The following is a 17,934-nucleotide window of genomic DNA, read 5'->3' as shown; positions in this document are numbered from 1 at the left end:
CCTTTCTTATTCCAACTGGCAATAAACAAACTGCCGCAAAATGCGGCAGATTCGCAATTCAGCGAAGCTTTACAGACGGCCCAGATCATTGACCAGAGCAAGCAACATCACTCCGACCACCAAACTGATACCGATCTGCACCCCCCAACCTTGCACCCGATCCGACAAGGGGCGACCACGCACCCACTCAATCAGATAAAACAACAAATGCCCCCCATCCAGTACAGGGATGGGCAGCAAATTCAGAACTCCCAGGCTAATACTCAGATAAGCAAGGAAATTCAGGAAATCAGCAACGCCCGACTGGGCAGAAGCGCCCGCCACTTTAGCAATGGTTATCGGCCCACTCAAGTTTTTTACCGAGAGCTCGCCAAACAGCATTTTCTTCAGTGAGTCCAGCGTCAGGATGCTCATGGTCCAGGTACGTCGGGCACCCTCGCCAATCGCGGCCAACGGGCCATAACTGACCTCGCGGATCATTTCCGGCGGCCAGTCCACGGCTTTTACGCCGGCCCCGAGATAACCGCTCGGCGCTTTGCTTTCGCCGCGCGCCGCCAGGGTCACCGGGACGTCGATTTGAGCACCGTCACGCTCGACGCGCAGCAAGATTTTGGTATCAGGACGCGTACGAACGGTATCGACCACTTGCTGCCAGTCACCCAGCGCCTGACCATCGAGCGACAGCAGACGGTCGCCGGTTTTCAGACCAGCGGCCTGCGCCGGACCTTTTGGATCGAGCTCGGCCAGCACTGGCGGCAGAGCCGGGCGCCATGGGCGAATCCCCAGCGAGCGAATCGGATCGGGCTCGTCCGCCCCTTTGAGCCAATGATCGAGCGCCAGTTCGCGCGGCGTATCCGCTGTAGAGCCCTGCTCACGCACGAGCAATTGCAGGGCCCCGCTTTCCCCAAGACGACGGACCAACTGCAAATTGACCGCCGCCCAGCCAGAAGTGGGCTCGCCATCAATGGCGACGATTTCCTGACCGGCACTCAAGCCAGCCCTGGCCGCAATGCTCCCGGACTCGACAGCACCGATGACCGGACGGATCTGCTCGCTGCCGAGCATGGCCAGCACCCAGAAAAACACCAGGGCCAACAGGAAGTTGGCGATCGGCCCCGCTGCAACAATAGCGATACGCTGGCGAACCGATTTGCGATTGAAGGATTGATGAAGCTGATCGGCCGGGACTTCGCCCTCACGCTCATCGAGCATTTTGACGTAGCCACCCAGCGGAATCGCGGCGACGACAAACTCGGTACCCTGCTTGTCGTGCCAGCGCAGCAAGGGCATGCCGAAGCCCACGGAGAAACGCAAAACCTTGACGCCACAGCGACGCGCGACCCAGAAATGGCCGAATTCGTGAAAGGTGACCAGCACACCCAAAGCGATCAGGGTGCCGGCAATCATATAGAGCGCGCTCATCTACTTTCTCCGCAATCCTGTTCAGTGCCGCGTGAAGCCATGGTCCTGCAACGGCTATCGGCCGTGACGATCAAGCCATTGTTCGGCCAGAATCCGCGCTTTCGCGTCAGCGGTAAACACCGCGTCCAGATCCTCAAGCGCAACCACTGGCTCGAGATTCAGCACATCCTCGATGATACTCGCGATTTCCAGATAACCAACGCGTCCGTCGAGAAACGCCGCGACCGCCACTTCGTTGGCCGCATTGAGCATGGCCGGCGCGCTGTTGCCAGCCTCTGCCGCCTGTCGCGCCAGGCGCAGGCAAGGGAAGCGCTGCTCGTCCGGTGCTTCGAAATCCAGGCGGGCAATGGCAAACAGATCCAGCGGCGCCACACCCGAGTCGATCCGCTCGGGCCAGGCCAATGCGTTGGCAATCGGCGTGCGCATGTCAGGGTTGCCCAACTGCGCCAATACCGAGCCATCCACATAGTCGACCAGCGAGTGAATCACACTCTGCGGATGAATCACCACCTCGACCTGCGACGGCTTGGCGTCGAACAGCCAGCAAGCCTCGATCAACTCCAGGCCCTTGTTCATCATGCTGGCCGAATCCACCGAGATCTTGCGACCCATGGACCAGTTCGGGTGAGCACATGCCTGATCAGGCGAAACATGCGCCAGTTCGCTCATCGGCGTCTGACGGAAAGGACCGCCCGAAGCCGTCAGCAAAATCCGCCGCACGCCAACAGCGCCCAGACCACGGGAAAAATCCTGCGGCATGCACTGGAAGATCGCGTTGTGTTCGCTGTCGATCGGCAGCAATACCGAACCGCTCTTGTGCACGGCCTGCATGAACAGCGCGCCGGACATCACCAACGCTTCTTTGTTGGCCAGAAGGATTTTCTTCCCGGCCTGCACCGCTGCCAGGGTCGGACGCAGACCCGCGGCGCCAACGATGGCGGCCATCACGGCATCGACTTCGGGCGCGGAGGCGACCTGGCACAGGCCCTCCTCCCCGACCAATACGCGAGTGGATAAACCGGCAGCACGCAGGTCGTCCTGCAAACCACGCGCCGCCGCCACTTCCGGCACGACTGCGAATTGCGGCACATGGCGCACGCACAAGGCCAGCAACTCGCTCAGGCGCGTGAAGCCGCTCAGCGCGAAAACCTGATAACGCTCAGGATGACGAGCGATGACGTCGAGGGTGCTCAGACCGATCGAGCCGGTAGCCCCCAGAACGGTAATCTGTTGAGGGCGGCTCACGGCGCAGCCATCCACAGCAATACAGCGAAAATCGGGATCGCGGCGGTCAGACTGTCGATGCGATCAAGCACACCGCCATGACCGGGCAGCAGGTTGCTGCTGTCCTTGATGCCGGATTGACGTTTGAACATGCTCTCGGTGAGGTCGCCCACCACCGAAATGAATACGATCAACGCAGCGCCGATCAGGCCCTTGAGCAGCTCGCCAACGGTCCAGTCACGCACCAGGCCGACGATCGCGGTAATCACCAGGCTCAGCGCCAGACCACCGTAAACGCCTTCCCAGCTTTTGCCAGGGCTGACTTGCGGCGCCAGTTTGCGCTTGCCAAAGGCACGGCCGGAGAAATAGGCACCGATATCGGCCCCCCAGACCAGCACCATCACCGCCATGATCAACCAGTTACCCAGCGAGTACTGCTTGATCTGCACCAGCCCTTGCCAGGCCGGCAGCAGGATCAGCAAGCCGATCACCAGTTTGGTGGCCGCCGTGGACCAGTACTCGCTCGAACGCGGATAGGTCAGCACCAGATAGGTCGCCACCGCCCACCACAACACCGAGGCGCCCAACACCCAAGGGGCAAGGCCCGGCAGGACATACATGACGAACAGCATCAGCGCGACGACAGCGGCAAAGCCGACACGGAACGACTGCGCGGTAAAGCCAGCCAGACGCGCCCATTCCCAGGCGCCAAGGCTCACGACCAGGCCGATGAACAGCGCAAAACCAGATCCTTCGAGCAGGAAAAACCCGCACAGAGCGATCGGCAGCAGGATCAGCGCAGTGATGATTCGTTGTTTAAGCATTAAACCCGGGCTCCAGCTTCGACCTGTTCGCTCGTTTTACCGAAGCGACGCTGGCGCGAAGCGAAATCGGCCAGCGCGGCGCGCATGGCTTCGTGTTTGAAGTCCGGCCAGAACAGGTCGGAGAAGTACAACTCGGCGTACGCCAGTTGCCACAGCAGGAAGTTGCTGATGCGGTGCTCGCCACCGGTGCGGATGCACAGATCCGGCAACGGCAGGTCGCCGGTGGCCAGACAGGTCTGCAGCAGATCCGGAGTGATATCTTCCGGACGCAGATGCCCGGCCTGGACTTCACGCGCCAGACGCTGCGCCGCTTGGGCAATATCCCACTGACCGCCGTAGTTGGCGGCGATCTGCAGGATAAAGCGGTTGGCACCGGCCGTCATGGCTTCCGCCTCGCGCATCGCCGCCTGAAGCTCAGGATGGAAGCGCGAGCGATCACCGATGATGCGCAAGCTGATGTTGTTGTCGTTGAGGCGCTTGGCCTCACGACGCAACGCCTTGAAGAACAGATCCATCAAGGCACTGACTTCATCGGCCGGGCGCTGCCAGTTTTCACTGGAAAAGGCGAACAGGGTGAGCACTTCGACCTTGGCCTCGGCGCACACCTCGATTACCGCCCGCACAGCATCGACGCCGGCTTTATGCCCGGCAACACCCGGCATAAAGCGTTTTTTCGCCCAGCGATTGTTGCCATCCATGATGATCGCGACATGGCGCGGCACCGCGGACGGCGCAGACTGCTTGGTCTTGTCCATTTAAAACTCGACCCTTATACGGCCATCAGGTCTTTTTCTTTCTCGTCCGTGGCCTTGGTGATCTGGGCCTCGAAGTCTTTGGTCAGCTTGTCGATATCAGCGGTGGCACGACGCTCTTCGTCTTCGCTGATCTCTTTGTCCTTGACCAGCTTTTTCAGATCGCCCAGCGCATCACGACGGATATTGCGCACAGCAACACGCGCATCTTCGGCTGCTGCACGCGCCTGCTTGGTGAAGCCTTTACGGGTTTCTTCGGTCAGGGCAGGCATGGAGATCAGCAGCAGTTCACCCAGGTTGGTCGGGTTCAGGTTCAGACCGGCGCTCTGGATCGCTTTGTCGACGGCCGCCAGCATGTTGCGCTCGAAAGCGACGACTTGCAGGGTGCGGGAGTCTTTTACAGTGATGTTGGCCACTTGAGTGATGGAAGTGTCTGCGCCGTAGTACGGCACCATCACGCTGCCCAGGATGCTTGGGTGAGCCTTGCCGGTACGAATCTGGCCGAATGCATGGGCCAGAGAGTCCAGGGATTTCTGCATGCGCTCTTGAGCGTCTTTCTTGATTTCGTTGATCATTGTTGACCTTCCTCGATCAGAGTGCCTTCAGCGCCGCCATGCACGATGTTCAGCAGGGCGCCGGGCTTGTTCATGTTGAATACGCGCAGCGGCATTTTGTGGTCGCGGCACAGGCAAATCGCTGTCAGATCCATTACACCCAGCTTGCGATCCAGTACTTCATCATAAGTCAGATGATCGAACTTCTCGGCATGCGGGTCTTTGAACGGGTCAGCGGTATAGACGCCATCGACCTTGGTCGCCTTCAGCACGACGTCAGCGTCGATCTCGATGGCGCGCAGGCAGGCTGCCGAATCCGTGGTGAAGAACGGATTACCGGTACCGGCGGCGAAAATCACCACGTCCTTGGAGTTCAGGTGGCGCATGGCTTTGCGGCGATCATAGTGATCGGTCACGCCAACCATGGAAATGGCCGACATCACGATGGCCGAGATATTGGCACGTTCCAGCGCATCACGCATGGCCAGGGCGTTCATCACAGTGGCCAGCATGCCCATGTGGTCGCCTGTCACCCGATCCATGCCAGCCTTGCTCAAGGCCTCGCCACGGAACAGGTTGCCACCGCCGATCACCAGACCGACCTGTACGCCGATGCCGACCAGTTGGCCGACTTCCAGCGCCATCCGATCCAGCACTTTTGGATCGATCCCGAACTCTTCCGAGCCCATCAGGGCCTCGCCGCTAAGCTTGAGTAGAATGCGTTTATAGCGAGCCTGATAACCACTGCCCTGCTGAGCCATTGCGAATCTCTCCTGCGGCGTATTTAAAAAATTCTTTGCAAGCTGTTTTACAGCTGGCGTTCACTCTAGCTTGGCGCTGCTTCAGCGCCATCGGAACCTGGCTTTGTAAGTCAGTTCCCAGTGGAAACCAATAAAAAATTGGTAACCCCATCTGAAAAGAGGCTGCGCGCGTGAGCGGGCAGCCTCTTTCGGGCGACAGTTGAAAAACCGTCTTATTGCTTGGCGGCAGCCAGCTGGGCAGCAACTTCTTCAGCGAAGTTGTCGACCGGCTTCTCGATGCCTTCGCCTACTTTGAAGTAGGTGAAGGAAACGATTTCTGCGCCGCCTTTCTTGGCCAGCTCGCCAACCTTGATTTCAGGGTTCTTGACGAACGCCTGCTCAACCAGGCTCGCTTCTGCCAGGAACTTGCTGATACGGCCTTTGACCATGTTCTCAACAATGTTTTCTGGCTTGCCTTTGATCTTCTCTTCGTTCAGCTGCAGGAACACAGCTTTTTCACGCTCGATCGCTTCAGCCGAAACTTGCGAAGGCAGCAGGAACTCAGGGTTGCTCGCAGCGACGTGCATCGCGATGTCTTTGGCCAGCTCGACGTCACCGCCTTTCAGAGCCACAACAACACCGATCTTGTTGCCGTGCAGGTAAGAACCTACAACGTCACCTTCGATACGGGCCAGACGACGGATGTTGACGTTCTCGCCTACTTTGGCAACCAGTGCTTCGCGAGCAGCTTCTTGCGAAGCGATCAGCGGAGCAGCGTCGGTCAGCTTGTCAGCGAAAGCTTTTTCAACGCTGGCAGCGACGAAGTTTTTGAAGTCGTCTTGCAGAGCCAGGAAGTCGGTCTGCGAGTTCACTTCCAGGATAACGGCAGCTTTACCGTCGTCCTTGATTGCGATTGCGCCTTCAGCGGCAACGTTGCCAGCCTTTTTCGCAGCCTTGATCGCGCCCGAAGCACGCATGTCATCAATGGCTTTTTCGATGTCGCCGTCAGCCTTTTCCAGGGCTTTCTTGCAGTCCATCATGCCTTCGCCGGTACGCTCGCGCAGTTCTTTAACCAACGCTGCAGTAATTGCTGCCATTTTCAAATTCCTCTTGGATAGGTTTTCAACCATTCCACCCGATCGAACGGGCGTTCAATTCTTCCCGAATCACCTTGTACCCGCCGCACGTTACAGATGCAGGGGCTGCGCCACCAGACACGGGCGCCAACAAACGGTTTTCGAGGTGGCAAAAAGGGGGCCAAGCCCCCTTTTTGCTTACTGAGTCAACGCCAGGGCGTCAATTACTCAGCTGCAGCCTGAGTTTCTTCAGCTGCGAACTCAACAGTGCCGCCAGCAACATTGTTGCGACCACGGATCACTGCGTCAGCCATCGAACCCATGTACAGCTGGATAGCGCGGATTGCGTCATCGTTGCCTGGGATGATGTAGTCAACGCCTTCCGGGCTGCTGTTGGTATCGACAACGCCGATGACCGGGATGCCCAGCTTGTTGGCTTCGGTGATCGCGATGCGCTCGTGGTCAACGTCGATCACGAACAGTGCGTCTGGCAGACCGCCCATGTCCTTGATGCCGCCCAGGGAGCGATCCAGCTTTTCCAGGTCACGGGAGCGCATCAGCGCTTCTTTCTTGGTCAGCTTGGCGAAAGTACCGTCTTCGGCTTGAACTTCAAGGTCACGCAGACGCTTGATGGAAGCACGAATGGTTTTGAAGTTGGTCAGCATGCCGCCCAACCAGCGGTGATCGACGTACGGCGAACCGCAACGTGCTGCTTCTTCAGCAACGATCTTGCCAGCGGAACGCTTGGTGCCGACGAACAGAATCTTGTTTTTGCCCTGGGCCAGACGCTCTACGAAAGTCAGAGCTTCGTTGAACATTGGCAGGGTTTTTTCAAGGTTGATGATGTGAATCTTGTTACGCGCGCCGAAAATGTACTTACCCATTTTCGGATTCCAGTAACGGGTTTGGTGACCGAAGTGCACACCGGCCTTCAGCATATCGCGCATGTTGACTTGGGACATGATAGTTCCTTAATAAGTCGGGTTTGGCCTCCACGTATCCCAATGACCAACCAGTGGCATAAAGCCAAAAGCACCCAGGTCATCGTGTCGACACGTGTGTGGATTTAAGCTTTTCGGGGTATCCCCGGAAAGCGGCGCATTTTATACCACAGGGTGCGCAGAAACGGAACCCGGAATCTGTAATCGCACCAAGGACATGGGCGCAGCCCCCTTGGAATCGCCTTCAGGCGCACCATTGTATAGACAGACGCGATGCACGCAGGCGCGGATTTGCTCCTTCCGTCTGATAGAATCGCGTTTTTCAGGGTCGCAAATCCAACACTTGCCACCCTCTCCGTATCAGTAAGCGCCGCCGAGCGCAGAGAGAGCCTGTATGACCGTCAACCTCAAAACCCCCGAGGACATCGCTGGCATGCGAGTCGCCGGCAAACTGGCCGCCGATGTGCTGGAAATGATTGCCGAACATGTCAAACCGGGTGTTACCACCGATCAACTGAACCAGATCTGCCACGACTACATCGTCAACGTGCAGCAGGCCATCCCTGCCCCGCTCAACTACAAGGGTTATCCGAAGTCGATCTGCACCTCGATCAACCACGTGGTCTGCCACGGCATCCCGAATGACAAGCCGCTGAAGAATGGCGACACCCTGAATATCGACGTCACCGTGATCAAGGATGGCTACCACGGCGACACCAGCCGCATGTTCCACGTCGGTGAAGTGCCGGTCTGGGCCGAACGCCTGTCGCAGGTCACCCAGGAATGCATGTACAAGGCGATTGAAATCGTCAAACCTGGCTGCCGCCTCGGCGACATCGGTGAAATCATCCAGAAGCACGCGGAAAAGAACGGCTTCTCGGTGGTTCGCGAATTCTGCGGCCACGGCATCGGCAAGGTGTTCCACGAAGAACCGCAGATCCTGCACTACGGCCGCGCCGGTACCGGCATGGAACTGAAGGCCGGCATGACCTTCACCATCGAGCCGATGATCAACCAGGGCAAGGCCGACACCAAGGTGCTGGGTGACGGCTGGACCGCGATCACCAAAGACCGCAAGCTCTCGGCACAGTGGGAACACACCCTGCTGGTGACCGACACTGGCTACGAGATCTTCACCCTGCGCGCTGACGACACCATCCCGCGCGTCTCGGCCTGATCCCAAGAACGCTCCCAGCCCTATAGAAGGAAAGCCAATCGATGCCGCAGGTGGATCCCGAACTCTTCGACCGCGGCCAGTTCCAGGCTGAACTGGCCCTGAAAGCGAGTCCCATCGCGGCGTTCAAAAAGGCGATCCGCCAGGCTCGCGAGGTCCTCGACACGCGTTTTCGCAGCGGCCGCGACATCCGCCGGCTGATCGAAGACCGTGCCTGGTTCGTCGACAACATCCTGCAAAAGGCCTGGGAGCAGTTCAACTGGAGCGAAGACGCCGACATCGCGCTGGTCGCGGTCGGCGGCTACGGCCGTGGTGAGTTGCACCCCTATTCCGACATCGACCTGCTGATCCTGCTGGACAGCGCCGACCACGAAGTTTTCCGCGATTCCATCGAGCGTTTTCTGACGCTGCTGTGGGACATCGGTCTGGAGGTCGGGCAGAGCGTGCGTTCGGTCGACGAATGCGCCGAAGAGGCCCGCGCCGACCTGACCGTGGTCACCAACCTCATGGAAAGCCGCACCATTTGCGGCCCCGAGCGTCTGCGCCAGCGCATGCTCGATGTCACCAGCACCGCACACATGTGGCCGGCCAAGGAGTTCTTCCTGGCCAAGCGCGCCGAGCAGAAGGCCCGCCACCACAAGTACAACGACACCGAATACAACCTGGAACCCAACGTCAAAGGTTCGCCCGGCGGCCTGCGGGATATCCAGACCATTCTATGGGTGGCCCGCCGTCAGTACGGCACCCTGAACCTGCGCGCGCTCGCCGGCGAGGGTTTTCTGGTCGAGAGCGAAAACGCCCTGTTGGCGTCCTCCCAGGAATTCCTCTGGAAAGTGCGTTACGCCCTGCACATGCTCGCCGGACGCTCCGAAGATCGCCTGCTGTTCGACCATCAACGAACCATCGCCGGCCTGCTGGGCTTTGAAGGTGACGACGCCAAACAGGCCGTCGAAAACTTCATGCAGCAATACTTCCGCGTGGTGATGAGCATCGCCCAGCTCAGCGACCTGATCATCCAGCACTTCGAGGAAGTGATCCTCGCCCCGGAAGACGAAGCACCACCGCAGCCGATCAACTCGCGTTTCCAACTGCACGACGGCTACATCGAAGCGCGCAACGACAACGTGTTCCGCCGCACGCCGTTCGCCATGCTCGAGATCTTCGTGCTGATGGCCCAGCAGCCGGAAATCAAAGGCGTGCGCGCCGACACCATTCGTCTGCTGCGGGAAAACCGGCACCTGATCGACGACAACTTCCGCAACGACATCCGCAATACCAGCCTGTTCATCGAGCTGTTCAAGTGCAAGATCGGCATCCATCGCAACCTGCGGCGGATGAACCGTTACGGCATCCTCGGGCGCTACCTGCCGGAGTTCGGCTTTATCGTCGGGCAGATGCAGCACGACCTGTTCCACATCTATACGGTCGATGCGCACACCCTGAACCTGATCAAGCACCTGCGTAAATTGCAGTACACCCAGGTGTCGGAAAAATTCCCGCTGGCGGCCAAACTCATGGCCAAACTGCCCAAGCCCGAACTCATCTACATGGCCGGTCTGTACCACGACATCGGCAAGGGCCGGCATGGCGATCATTCGGACATCGGCGCGGTCGATGCCGAAGCGTTCTGCCAGCGTCATCAACTGCCGGTGTGGGACAGCCGCCTGATCGTCTGGCTGGTGCAAAACCATCTGGTGATGTCGACCACCGCACAGCGCAAGGATCTGTCCGACCCGCAGGTGATCCACGATTTCGCCCAGATCGTGGGTGACGAAACCCGTCTGGACTATCTGTATGTGCTGACCGTAGCCGACATCAACGCGACCAACCCGACCCTGTGGAACTCCTGGCGCGCCAGCCTGTTGCGCCAGCTCTACACCGAGACCAAACGCGCCCTGCGCCGTGGCCTGGAAAACCCGGTGGATCGCGAAGAGCAGATCCGCCAGACCCAGAGCGCTGCACTGGACATTCTGGTGCGCGGCGGCACCGATCCGGACGACGTCGAGCAGTTGTGGGCGCAGTTGGGCGATGACTATTTCCTCCGTCATACCGCCGGCGACGTGGCCTGGCACAGTGACGCGATCCTGCAGCAGCCGGCCGATGGCGGCCCGCTGGTGCTGATCAAGGAAACCACCCAACGCGAATTCGAGGGTGGCACGCAGATCTTCATCTACGCCCCGGATCAGCACGATTTCTTCGCCGTGACCGTGGCCGCGATGGACCAGCTCAACCTGAACATTCACGACGCCCGGGTCATCACCTCGAGCAGCCAGTTCACCCTCGACACCTACATCGTGCTCGACACCGACGGCGACTCGATCGGCGACAACCCGGCGCGGGTCAAACAGATTCGCGACGGTCTGACTGAAGCCCTGCGCAACCCCGACGACTACCCGACGATCATCCAGCGCCGGGTGCCGCGCCAGCTCAAGCACTTCGCCTTTGCGCCGCAGGTGACGATCCACAACGACGCCCAGCGTCCGGTGACGGTGCTGGAACTCACCGCTCCTGACCGCCCGGGCCTGCTGGCGCGGATCGGCGGGATCTTCCTCGAGTTCGACCTGTCGCTGCAGAACGCCAAGATTGCGACCCTGGGCGAACGCGTGGAAGACGTGTTCTTCATCACCGACGCCCACAACCAGCCGCTCTCCGACCCGCTGCTGTGCAGCCGCTTGCAGGACGCAATCGTCGAGCAACTGAGCGTCAATCAGGAACCGGATATCAAGCTTTCGCGCATCAGTATTTGATCCAGCAACTTCCCCCCTGTGGGAGCGGGCTTGCTCGCGAAAGCGGTGTGTCAGGCAACACATCATTCAATGACACACCGCTTTCGCGAGCAAGCCCGCTCCCACATTGAACGAGGCCCCCATGAACAACGCTCTGAACCAGCTCCAGCCCTACCCGTTCGAAAAGCTCCGCGCCCTGCTTCGCACGGTCACGCCGAACCCGGACAAACGCCCGATCGCCCTGTCGATCGGCGAGCCGAAACACCGCTCGCCAAGCTTTGTCGCCGAAGCGCTGGCGAACAATCTGGATCAGATGGCGGTGTATCCGACCACCCTTGGCATCCCGGCCTTGCGCGAAGCCATCGCCGGCTGGTGCGAACGTCGCTTCGGCGTGCCAAGCGGCTGGATTGATCCGGCGCGCAACGTGCTGCCAGTCAACGGTACCCGCGAAGCGCTGTTCGCCTTCACCCAGACCGTGGTCAACCGTGGCGACGATGCGCTGGTGGTCAGCCCGAACCCGTTCTATCAGATCTACGAAGGCGCAGCGTTCCTCGCCGGGGCCAAGCCGCACTACCTGCCATGCCTGGACGAAAACGGCTTCAACCCGGATTTCGATGCGGTCTCGCCGGACATCTGGAAACGCTGCCAGATCCTGTTCCTGTGCTCGCCGGGCAACCCGACCGGCGCACTGATCCCGGTCGACGTGCTGAAAAAACTCATCGCCCTGGCCGACGAATACGACTTCGTGATCGCCGCCGACGAGTGCTACAGCGAACTGTACTTCGACGAACAGACCCCGCCGCCAGGCCTGCTCAGTGCCTGCGTCGAACTGGGCCGCAAGGACTTCAAGCGTTGCGTGGTGTTCCACAGCCTGTCCAAGCGCTCCAACCTGCCGGGCCTGCGCTCCGGGTTCGTCGCCGGTGATGCCGATATCCTCAAGGGCTTCCTCCTGTACCGCACCTACCACGGTTGTGCGATGCCGGTGCAAACCCAACTGGCCAGCGTTGCCGCGTGGAATGACGAAGTGCATGTACGCGCCAACCGTGCGCTGTACCGCGAGAAGTTCGATGCAGTCCTGGCAATTCTCAGCCCGGTGATGGATGTGCAGCGTCCGGACGGCAGCTTCTACCTGTGGCCGAACGTGGCCGGTGACGATGCCGCATTCTGTCGCGACTTGTTCGAACAGGAACACGTGACCGTGGTGCCAGGCTCGTATCTGTCGCGCGAAGCAGACGGTGTCAATCCAGGCGCAGGCCGAGTGCGGATGGCGCTGGTTGCACCGTTGGCTGAATGTGTTGAAGCAGCAGAACGGATTCGCGACTTCATTACCCGCCAACACTAACTTTCTAATATCCGTGCCAGTCATCTGGCACGGATACATCCCCAAGTTACATTTAAAACCACTTTACGACTATTCCAGACACTGCCCAAAGCTTAATCTTGTGCAGTGATCTTTTGCATGCGCAAAAAACAACTAAAACAAATCAAGGAAGAAAACAAAATATGGATAGCTTTCAATACTGCACACTTCAGGAACCGCCTAAAGAGGCAAAAGCCAAGAGTCTCGGAAACAGCCGAAAAAAACGTGCTTTAGTGCACTACTCCAAAACCTGGCCAAGCCGATCCACCCTGAAAATAGCGTTCATGGACAATCCAACACCGGAACACAAAAAGAAAATCATTGCCGCCGCCGAACGCTGGCTTCCTTATATCAGTTTGAAATTTGAGTTCGTCGAGGGCGTAGAGGGTCACATCCGAATTTCCACAGAGGGCGATGTGAACAGTTCATTTCTGGGCACCGACGCACTGGAGATGTTTCCTGACACGCCAACCATGTGGCTTGGCATCGACCCCGAACACGAAGACTTCGAGACCGTCGTCACGCATGAGTTTGGCCACGCACTGGGCGCAATGCACGAACACCAGCATCCCAAGGCGCAAATCCCCTGGAACAAAGAAAATGTTTACCACTACTACCAAAACAGACCGTTAAATCCCCTATCGCCAGGCCAAGTTGACGACAACATATTTACGCCTTTTAACGATGCCGACGCGCTTTACTTGCCGTACGATCGAAAATCCATCATGCACCATCCGATTTCCAACAATTTGACACTTGGCAATTGGGCAAACCCGATAAACCGCGAAATCAGTGAGAAAGACAAAGAGCTCATGCGCTTGATTTACCCACGTTGAATCGGGACTTTCCGAACCAGTGCTGCTGGCACGTAATCCGTCATAAAAACCTTACACACTATCAATTCACCGACTCAAGCTCTATTACTACCCCACTCAAATGACTTATCGAAAACAGCAACACAACTCGAATAGTCAAACTTCAACATTGAAAACATGGATGTTCAGCTATGTACCTGACACGGCTTCAGCCAAGCAAAAAACCCGAACACGCGCCTAACTCCCGCAACATCAAGTGCACGCGGGAGATTCAATAAAAATGTGGGCTAAAAACAATCCGGCAAAATTCTGGACACCTGGCAGCACACTTCGCATCGCCTTCCTCAACGGCACGCAGGCATTCAAGGATGCGACCATCGCCGCTGCCAGCAACTGGTTGCCGCACATCAACTTGAAGTTCGATTTCGTCGAAGGTGAAGTGGGCGATATCCGCATACTCAGTGAGGAAGGAACGTTTTCCTCTCGGATAGGGACGGATGCTCTGTTATGTGCCGATGAGCCGACCATGACACTCTGGCCCCACCCACCCAGTCAGGCACGCTACTTCGCCGCCAATGTCATGCATGAGTTCGGTCACATGCTGGGCGCGGAGCATGAACAGACCAATCCCACGGCAAACATTCCCTGGGACAAGCCAGCCATCTATGCTCAATTTGGGATCACCCCAAACCCGGAAGATGATGACTCTGAAGGCAGAGAGACGCGTGAAAGACTGCACCAATGGTATCTGGATCGCGCAGATCCCAACGCAAGCATTTATTCGGAGTACGACCGAAAATCGATCATGCACTACGTTATTTATCAGTCCTGGACACAGGGCGACTTCCAGAACCTTTTAAATTTCAGTTTGAGCGATAAGGATAAAGCCTTCATGGCGGAGGCCTATCCCTATCCCGCGGAAACGAGCCAGTAAGGTCATCCGACAGCGAACAGCTATTTGACCTGACCCAGATTCGCCTCGCTCAAATCGAGTTCGCCCAATACTTCACGCAACACGTCGTCGCCGATCTGATGATGGCGGCTGAGGCTATACAACTCCAGGCGCTGCGCGCGCAGTGCCTTCAAACGCAAACGGCGTTCCAGCAGATCCATCTGGAACGCCAGCGCCTGGGCTTCGGCGGAGTCGTTGAAGACGTCGAGCTGATGGCGATACTCGGACATGATTCGCGCCTTGAGTTCCGCCGAGAGCGCGGCCTGCGCAGCATCCTGCGGGCCGACCTCTTCGGTTTCCAGCGCATGGATCGCCGCCTCGGCGGTCTTGCGCCAGGCATCGCGCACTTCCTGGCGACGCTTGTCGTCCGGGCTTTTCTCGATGCCACGCAGCAGCAACGGCAAGGCAATGCAGGCGCAAATCAGCGACAACAGAATCACCCCGGCGGCGATGAAGATCAGCAGATCACGCTCGGGAAACGCCTCAGCCCCCATCAGCATCGGCACCGACATCACACCGGCCAGCGTCACCGCGCCGCGCACACCGCCAACGGTCAGCAACCAGCAGGAGCGCGCCGTGGGTACTTGCGTCAGATCACCCTTGCCGCGCAACCGCCGCAGCAGCACCGACAAACGCCAGATGCTCTGCACCCAGATAAAACGCAGCAGCACCAGCGCGAGGAAAATCGCCACCACGTCGAGGCCGCGATACATCAGGGTCGGCCACAACGTCGGTTCGTGGCTGACCACGGCTTTGATGATGTCCGGCAATTGCAGGCCCAGCAGCAGGAAGATCAAACCGTTGAAGGCGAACTCCAGCAATGACCAGACGCTACGGTTGAGCAGACGGGTGCTGGTCTGCCGTGGCAACAGATCGAGCCAGCTCTGCATCATCCCCGCCGCGACGGCCGAAAGAATCCCCGATGCACCCAGTCGCTCGGCCAGTACATAAGCGGCGAACGGCAACAGCAACATGAACACCACATGGGTGGCCGGATCGTCCCAGCCACGGGCAATCATCCATGCGCGCAAACGCCCGACCAACCAGCTCAGCGCAACACCGACCGCCAGCCCGCCGACCGCCACCAGCACGAAGGTCAGGCTGGCATTGGCCAGCGAGAACACCCCGGTCACTGCCGCGACGAGGGCAAACTTGAACGTCACCAGACCCGACGCGTCGTTCATCAGCGCCTCGCCCTGCAGCATGTGCATCAGCGGCGTCGGCAAACGGTTTTGCGAGATGGCCGAGACGGCCACGGCGTCGGTCGGCGACAGCACGGCGGCCAGAGCAAAGGCTACCGGCAGCGGAATGCTCGGCAGCAGCCAGTGAATGAAGTACCCGGCGCCAACCACGGTGAACAGCACCAGGCCCACCGCCAGCGTCAGGATCGGCCCACGCAAATGCCAGAACTCGCGTTTGGGCATGCGCCAGCCGTCGGAAAACAGCAGCGGCGGCAGGAACAGAAACAGGAACAGTTCCGGATCCAGCGCCACGTGCAGGCCCAGTGTCGGCCAGGCCAGTAAGGCACCGGCGGCGATTTGCACGAGGGGTAGCGGCAGCGGGATGACCCGTCCTACCAGACGCGAAACGCTGACCAGCATCAGCAGGATAAGGACGGTGTAAGCGGTTTGCATAAAGCGGATATCTCAGACAATCGACAGCGTTGAACTGCCATATTAGCCGCTTAGGATGCGTCTGGCGTTTGCACCTATGTCGCAGCCCTGTCGCAACTCCCCTTGTGGGAGCGGGCTTGCTCGCGAATGCGGTGGGTCATTGAGCAATGATTTCGACTGACACGGCCCTTTCGCGAGCAAGCCCGCTCCCACAGGGTAATTTGCAAGCAGATAAACCTCGGCGCCGCGAAACCGTTTGGTCATGGCATAATCCGACACCATTTTTTCCCAGCACCTGTAAAGGGGGCGATTCCTTGACCGTTTCAAGTAAAACGTTGCACCTTTTCGGCATCAAAGCCTGCGACACCATGAAGAAGGCGCGCACCTGGCTCGATGAACACGCTGTCAGCTACGACTTCCACGATTACAAAACCGCCGGTATCGACCGTGAGCACCTGACCCAATGGTGTGACGAGCACGGCTGGCAAACGGTGTTGAACCGTGCAGGCACGACCTTTCGCAAACTCGACGACGAACGTAAAGCCGATCTCGACCAGTCGAAAGCCATCGAACTGATGCTCGCTCAACCCTCGATGATCAAGCGCCCGGTGCTCGATCTCGGTGACCGAACCCTGATTGGCTTCAAGCCAGACATCTACGCGGCCGCACTCAAGTAAGCAGCCCGTCACTTATTGCTAGAGGTATTCACATGTCCAACTCTCTGTTCAGCATCGCCTTTGGTGTCGGCACTCAGAACCGTCAAGGCGCGTGGCTGGAAGTGTTCTACGCTCAGCCACTGCTCAACCCGTCGGCCGAACTGGTCGCCGCCGTGGCGCCGATCCTCGGTTACACCGAAGGCAACCAGGCCATCACCTTCACCACTGCACAGGCTGCGCAACTGGCTGAAGCGGTCAAAGGCATCGACGCCGTTCAAGGCAAGCTGCTGACCCGTCTGGCCGAGAGCCACAAGCCACTGGTCGCCACCCTGCTGGCCGAAGACACACAACTGACCTCGACGCCTGAGGCGTACCTCAAGCTGCACCTGCTGTCGCATCGTCTGGTCAAACCACACGGCGTAAGCCTGGCCGGGATCTTCCCGCTGCTGCCGAACGTGGCCTGGACCAGCCAGGGTGCAATCGACCTGAGCGAACTGGCCGAACTGCAACTGGAAGCGCGTCTGCGCGGCGAGCTGCTGGAGGTGTTCTCGGTGGACAAGTTCCCGAAAATGACCGACTACGTGGTTCCGGCCGGCGTGCGTATCGCTGACGCGGCACGTCTGCGTCTGGGCGCTTACGTGGGCGAAGGCACCACCGTAATGCACGAAGGCTTCATCAACTTCAATGCCGGCACCGAAGGCCCGGGCATGATCGAAGGCCGCGTTTCCGCTGGCGTATTCGTCGGCAAGGGTTCGGACCTGGGCGGCGGCTGCTCGACCATGGGCACCCTGTCGGGCGGCGGCAACATCGTGATCAAGGTGGGTGAAGGCTGCCTGATCGGCGCCAACGCCGGTATCGGTATCCCGTTGGGCGACCGCAACACCGTCGAGTCGGGCCTGTACGTGACCGCCGGCACCAAGGTGGCGCTGCTGGACGAGCACAACAACCTGGTCAAGGTGGTGAAGGCGCGTGAACTGGCCGGTCAGACCGACCTGCTGTTCCGTCGCAACTCGGAAACCGGTGCCGTGGAGTGCAAAACCCACAAATCGGCGATCGAACTGAACGAAGCGCTGCACGCTCACAACTAAGCAGCCACCCAATCCCC

16 protein-coding genes are annotated in these 17,934 nt (G+C 59.0%); 7 read left to right on the top strand and 9 right to left on the bottom strand.

The window, feature by feature from the left end; all coding sequences use genetic code 11:
* Positions 1 to 69: 69 nt before the first annotated feature.
* The 8 genes from rseP to rpsB all read right to left on the bottom strand — a co-directional run bounded on the left by rseP (position 70) and on the right by rpsB (position 7,554).
* Positions 70 to 1,422, bottom strand: coding sequence for a sigma E protease regulator RseP (gene rseP, locus V9L13_RS26405; protein WP_003222134.1), 1,353 nt, complete (start codon positions 1,420 to 1,422; stop codon positions 70 to 72).
* 54 nt (positions 1,423 to 1,476) lie between these two features.
* Complete coding sequence (ispC, locus tag V9L13_RS26400) at positions 1,477 to 2,667, bottom strand: 1-deoxy-D-xylulose-5-phosphate reductoisomerase (protein WP_262142717.1); 1,191 nt, start codon at positions 2,665 to 2,667, stop codon at positions 1,477 to 1,479.
* Complete coding sequence (locus tag V9L13_RS26395) at positions 2,664 to 3,470, bottom strand: phosphatidate cytidylyltransferase (RefSeq protein WP_338800930.1); 807 nt, start codon at positions 3,468 to 3,470, stop codon at positions 2,664 to 2,666. The genes ispC and V9L13_RS26395 overlap by 4 nt, the downstream gene beginning before the upstream one ends.
* Positions 3,470 to 4,225 carry a polyprenyl diphosphate synthase gene (uppS, locus tag V9L13_RS26390; RefSeq protein ID WP_338800929.1) on the bottom strand — a complete coding sequence of 252 codons (756 nt, stop codon included), beginning with the start codon at positions 4,223 to 4,225 and terminating at the stop codon, positions 3,470 to 3,472. Before uppS ends, V9L13_RS26395 begins: the two co-directional genes overlap by 1 nt.
* A 14-nt stretch (positions 4,226 to 4,239) precedes the next feature.
* Positions 4,240 to 4,797, bottom strand: a complete 558-nt coding sequence (gene frr / locus V9L13_RS26385) for a ribosome recycling factor (RefSeq protein ID WP_003222127.1) — start codon at positions 4,795 to 4,797, stop codon at positions 4,240 to 4,242.
* On the bottom strand, positions 4,794 to 5,537 hold the full coding sequence (gene pyrH / locus V9L13_RS26380; protein ID WP_003222124.1) for a UMP kinase: 744 nt from the start codon (positions 5,535 to 5,537) through the stop codon (positions 4,794 to 4,796). The genes frr and pyrH overlap by 4 nt, the downstream gene beginning before the upstream one ends.
* A gap of 212 nt (positions 5,538 to 5,749) precedes the next feature.
* The gene (gene tsf, locus V9L13_RS26375; RefSeq protein ID WP_027611027.1) at positions 5,750 to 6,613 is read right to left on the bottom strand and encodes a translation elongation factor Ts; all 864 of its coding nucleotides are present in this window, start codon (positions 6,611 to 6,613) and stop codon (positions 5,750 to 5,752) included.
* 203 nt (positions 6,614 to 6,816) lie between these two features.
* A complete protein-coding gene (gene rpsB / locus V9L13_RS26370) occupies positions 6,817 to 7,554 on the bottom strand; it encodes a 30S ribosomal protein S2 (RefSeq protein WP_003222119.1) in 738 nt (245 codons plus the stop codon).
* Between the two features lie 373 nt (positions 7,555 to 7,927).
* Between rpsB and map the strand changes: the two genes are divergently transcribed.
* The 5 genes from map (at position 7,928) to V9L13_RS26345 (ending at position 14,542) form a co-directional block, all read left to right on the top strand.
* Positions 7,928 to 8,710 (top strand): type I methionyl aminopeptidase, encoded by a 783-nt coding sequence (map, locus tag V9L13_RS26365; protein WP_007964271.1) that lies wholly within the window; start codon positions 7,928 to 7,930, stop codon positions 8,708 to 8,710.
* A gap of 41 nt (positions 8,711 to 8,751) precedes the next feature.
* A complete protein-coding gene (locus V9L13_RS26360) occupies positions 8,752 to 11,454 on the top strand; it encodes a [protein-PII] uridylyltransferase (protein ID WP_338800928.1) in 2,703 nt (900 codons plus the stop codon).
* 121 nt (positions 11,455 to 11,575) lie between these two features.
* Positions 11,576 to 12,775 (top strand): succinyldiaminopimelate transaminase, encoded by a 1,200-nt coding sequence (gene dapC, locus V9L13_RS26355; protein WP_338800927.1) that lies wholly within the window; start codon positions 11,576 to 11,578, stop codon positions 12,773 to 12,775.
* Between the two features lie 161 nt (positions 12,776 to 12,936).
* On the top strand, positions 12,937 to 13,629 hold the full coding sequence (locus V9L13_RS26350) for a M12 family metallopeptidase (protein ID WP_338800925.1): 693 nt from the start codon (positions 12,937 to 12,939) through the stop codon (positions 13,627 to 13,629).
* A 259-nt stretch (positions 13,630 to 13,888) separates the two neighbouring features.
* On the top strand, positions 13,889 to 14,542 hold the full coding sequence (locus V9L13_RS26345; protein WP_338800924.1) for a hypothetical protein: 654 nt from the start codon (positions 13,889 to 13,891) through the stop codon (positions 14,540 to 14,542).
* Between the two features lie 20 nt (positions 14,543 to 14,562).
* On the opposite strand, the gene V9L13_RS26340 is transcribed toward V9L13_RS26345, so the two are convergent.
* Positions 14,563 to 16,194, bottom strand: a complete 1,632-nt coding sequence (locus V9L13_RS26340; RefSeq protein ID WP_338800923.1) for a Na+/H+ antiporter — start codon at positions 16,192 to 16,194, stop codon at positions 14,563 to 14,565.
* Positions 16,195 to 16,487: 293 nt separating this feature from the next.
* Between V9L13_RS26340 and V9L13_RS26335 the strand changes: the two genes are divergently transcribed.
* Together V9L13_RS26335 and dapD are read left to right on the top strand one after the other, a co-directional pair.
* On the top strand, positions 16,488 to 16,850 hold the full coding sequence (locus V9L13_RS26335; protein ID WP_003222107.1) for an ArsC family reductase: 363 nt from the start codon (positions 16,488 to 16,490) through the stop codon (positions 16,848 to 16,850).
* 32 nt (positions 16,851 to 16,882) lie between these two features.
* On the top strand, positions 16,883 to 17,917 hold the full coding sequence (dapD, locus tag V9L13_RS26330; protein WP_085697324.1) for a 2,3,4,5-tetrahydropyridine-2,6-dicarboxylate N-succinyltransferase: 1,035 nt from the start codon (positions 16,883 to 16,885) through the stop codon (positions 17,915 to 17,917).
* Positions 17,918 to 17,934 lie beyond the last annotated feature (17 nt).

It is taken from the genome of Pseudomonas sp. RSB 5.4 (assembly GCF_037126175.1).
Lineage (GTDB): Bacteria > Pseudomonadota > Gammaproteobacteria > Pseudomonadales > Pseudomonadaceae > Aquipseudomonas > Aquipseudomonas fluorescens_H.
Note: the sequence above shows the minus strand (reverse complement) of the source record. Positions and strands in the feature narration are given on the sequence as shown.